Annotated in this window: 1 protein-coding gene; it reads left to right on the top strand. The window is 69.0% G+C overall.

Annotated features, from left to right (window positions below):
• Positions 1-325: 325 nt before the first annotated feature.
• Positions 326-3,751: hypothetical protein (locus AKL29_RS24375; RefSeq protein WP_244482366.1), on the top strand; the 3,426-nt coding region annotated here is incomplete at its 3' end.

Here is a 3,751-nt window from a genome sequence, read left to right as displayed (position 1 = left end):
CGCCAGAGCAAAGCGGGTGGGGATCCGCTCGCTCCACATACAGCGTCGCCCGCGGCAAACCCCCATCCCGACCTTCCCCCTTTTCAGGGGGAAGGAGAAATTTGGCGGCGACACAAGTCGCTGTCCTGATCCGGCGCAACAGGTTCCCGGATTCCCTAACTTTAGCGCCCGTTGGCCGCATTCCTTAACCCGTTATTTACCGTGACGGGAAAAAGTCAGCAGCTGAGGCAGACGCCCGGCGCAGAATTCGATTGTCTCTTAACGGGAATGCGCGGGGAGGCTGCGGGCGCAGGGTGTAGCGCCGGAGTCGGGACCGGACGGAATCATGAATTCGCGCGTATCGTGGAGTGTTGACGGCATCGATCCCTCCGTCCGCGACAGGGCCGAGGCGGCTGCGCGCCGCGCCGGGATGTCGCTGAACGACTGGCTCAACTCCACCGTCGGTGAACCGAGCCCGCCGGATTGGCGCATGGAGCAACGGCAGCCGATGCCGAGCCGGGAAAGCCGCGAGGTCGCAGATATCCACCAGCGGCTCGACGCCATCACCCGGCAGATCGAACAGATTGCAAAGCCTCTGACGCGCGCCGAAGCGGTGCGCGCCGAAGTCCCGCGCGGCCAGCCCGCCGTCGCGCGGCAGCTGAACGACGCGATTTCGCGCCTCGATGCCCGGCTGTCGCAAATTTCGCGGCCGCAGCCGACGCGCGAACCGCAGCCACAGCCGATGCGTGAATCGCAGATGCAGCGCGAGCCGCAGATGCATGACCGGCAACTGGAGGAGAGGCTGCGCCAGGCGGAGGCGGTCGAGCGTGCCGCAGCCCAGGTCTATCGCCCCTCGCCGCCACTGAGCCCGGCCTCGTTCGATTTCGCGATCGCGGAGATCGCCGCGCGCCAGAACGAGCTCGATGGATCGGCACAACGGCAGATGCCGCCGCGCGGCGCGCCGCCGATGCCGCAATCGGCTCCGCCGATGGCCGCCTATGCGCCGCCGCCTGCGCCGGCCGGACCCGACTTCTCCTCGCTCGAACGTCATCTGCTCAAGATCACGAGCCAGATCGAGGCGCTGCAACGGCCCGACCATATCGAGCAGTCGATCGCGGCCTTCCGCGGCGAGCTTGCGGAAATCCGCCAGGCGATCACCGAGGCGATGCCGCGCCGGGCGATCGAATCGATCGAGAACGAGATCCGCTCGCTGCATCACCGGATCGATGAGCTCCGCCAGGAGGGCCGCAACGGCCAGGGCCAGGCGATCGCCGGCATCGAACGCGCGCTGTCGGAAATCCGCGAGGCGCTGCGCACGCTGACGCCTGCCGAGCAGCTCACCGGCTACGACGAGGCGATCCGCAATCTCGGCGCCAAGCTCGACATGATCCTGCGCGCCAACGACGATCCATCGACGGTGCATCAGCTCGAGAGCGCGATCGCCGCGTTGCGCGCCATCGTCTCCAACGTCGCCTCCAACGACGCGCTGCTGCAGCTCTCCGGGGACGTGCATGCGCTGGCCGCGAAGGTCGACCAGCTGTCGCAGATGTCGCGCGCCGAGAGCCATGGCGATGCCTTCGCCGGGATCGAGCAACGCATTGCCGCATTGGCCTCGACGCTGGAGACCCGCGAGCGGCCGGCCGGCTATGACAACACCGATGCCATCGAAGGCGCCCTGCGCTCGCTGTCGGAGCGGATCGACCGCCTGCAGGTCGGCAACGACAGTTCGTCGGCATTCACCCATCTCGAACAGCGCGTCTCCTATCTGCTCGAGCGCCTGGAGTCCGCCGACCAGCGCTCCGGCAATCTCGGCCGGGTCGAGGAAGCGCTGCACGACATCATGCGGCACCTCGAGGCGCAGCACGCCCACATCGCCTCGCTTGCCGACGCCGCCCGCAACGTCAACACCTCCTCGCCGCAGCCGATGATGGACAGCGGCATCGTCGACATGGTGAAGCGCGAGCTGTCCGACATCCGCTTCAGCCAGTCGGAGACTGACCGCCGCACCCAGGATTCGCTGGAGACCGTTCACAACACGCTCGGCCATGTCGTCGATCGTCTCGCGATGATCGAGAACGATCTGCGTACCGTGCGCACCGCGCCGCCTGCTCCCGCGCCGGCCGAGTCGCGGATGGAAGCTCCGCGGATGGAAATGCCGCGCCCGGCGATGTCGCAGCCGATCGCGCAGTCCAAAGCTGAAGCGTACAAGCCTGAATCGTACAGGCCCGAATTGCCCAATCCTGCGCTGGCGCAGGAGCACTTCATGTCCGCGCCGCGCGAATTCCATGCCGCGCAGCCGGTCGAGAGCGCGCCGCCGCCGCCGCTGCCGCCGCGCGCGATCAGCGAGATCCTCGAGCCGCATGCGGCGTCCGCTCGTGCCGCGATCGCGCCGGAACTGCCGCCGGATCATCCGCTCGAACCGGGCACACGCCCCTCCGGCCGCGTCGCTTCGCCGTCGGAGCGGATCGCGGATTCCGAGCGCGCGATCAGCGATCTTCCCGCCGGCAAGAAGGAGCCGGTCTCGACATCGAGCTTCATCGCCGCCGCGCGCCGCGCCGCGCAGGCCGCTGCCGCGCAACCCGTCAACGAGAAGGCGGCGCGCGCCGCGAGCAAGGCTGCAGCCAAGGCCAAGGAGAAGGCCGACAAGGCCGCGAAGGCGGCTGCCGCCAAGGCCGGCACGGTTGCGGCCGGCGCGCCGGCGACTGGCGCGCCGGAGGCACAGCCTTCGACCATCACCTCCAAGATCCGTTCGCTGCTGGTCGGCGCGAGCGTGGTCGTGATCCTGCTCTCAACCGCCAAGATGGCGATGAACCTGCTCGACACCAGCTCCGCGCCGCAGGTGCCGGCGATCGAGCATAGCGAGCCGGCCACGCCGCCCATGCAGCCGCCTGCCGAGAATTCCTTCGCGCCCGCCCCGGCTGCGCCGTCTGGCGTGCCCGGGCCGTCGATGACCTCGCCGACCCCGCTCGGCCGCCAGTCCAACAATACTCCGGCGCCGAACACGCTCGACAGCGCGCAGGTGACGATCCCACCGGCAATCGCGCCCGCACCCGCCGTCGCGCCTGAGCCGACCGCGGCGCCAACGGCCGCTGCTAACGACGTCACCGGCACGATTCCGACCGCGCCGCCGCTCGGCGGCAAGCTCGCCATGATCCAGATCCCGGCGGGCGAGAAGCTGCCCGATGCAATCGGTGGTCCGGCGCTGCGCACCGCCGCGATCAAGGGCGATGCGGCCGCGGCCTATGAAGTCGGCGTCCGCTTTGCCGAGGGCAAGGGCGTGACCGCCAATGTCGACGAAGCCGCCAAATGGTATGCCCGCGCGGCGCAGGCCGGCGTGGTGCCCGCGATGTTCCGGCTCGGCACCTTCTACGAGAAGGGCCTCAGCGTGAAGCGCGACTTCGATGTGGCGCGACGCTACTACGTGCAGGCCGCCGAGCGCGGCAACGCCAAGGCGATGCACAATCTCGCCGTGCTCGACGCCGATGGCAGCGGCAAGGGCGCCGACTACAAGAGCGCCGCGCAGTGGTTCCGCAAGGCGGCCGACCGCGGCGTTGCCGACAGCCAGGTCAATCTCGGCATCCTCTATGCCCGCGGCATCGGTGTCGAACAGAACCTCGCCGAGTCCTTCAAGTGGTTCAGCCTCGCGGCCGCGGAGGGCGACGCCGACGCCGGCCACAAGCGCGACGATATTGCCAAGCGGCTCGACCCGCAGTCGCTGGCCGCAGCGAAGCTGGCGATCCAGACCTTCACCGCCGAGCCGCAGCCGAGCGAT

The organism is Bradyrhizobium pachyrhizi (assembly GCF_001189245.1).
In the GTDB taxonomy this organism is placed as follows: domain Bacteria; phylum Pseudomonadota; class Alphaproteobacteria; order Rhizobiales; family Xanthobacteraceae; genus Bradyrhizobium; species Bradyrhizobium pachyrhizi.
This window is presented reverse-complemented; position numbering and strand designations above follow the sequence as displayed.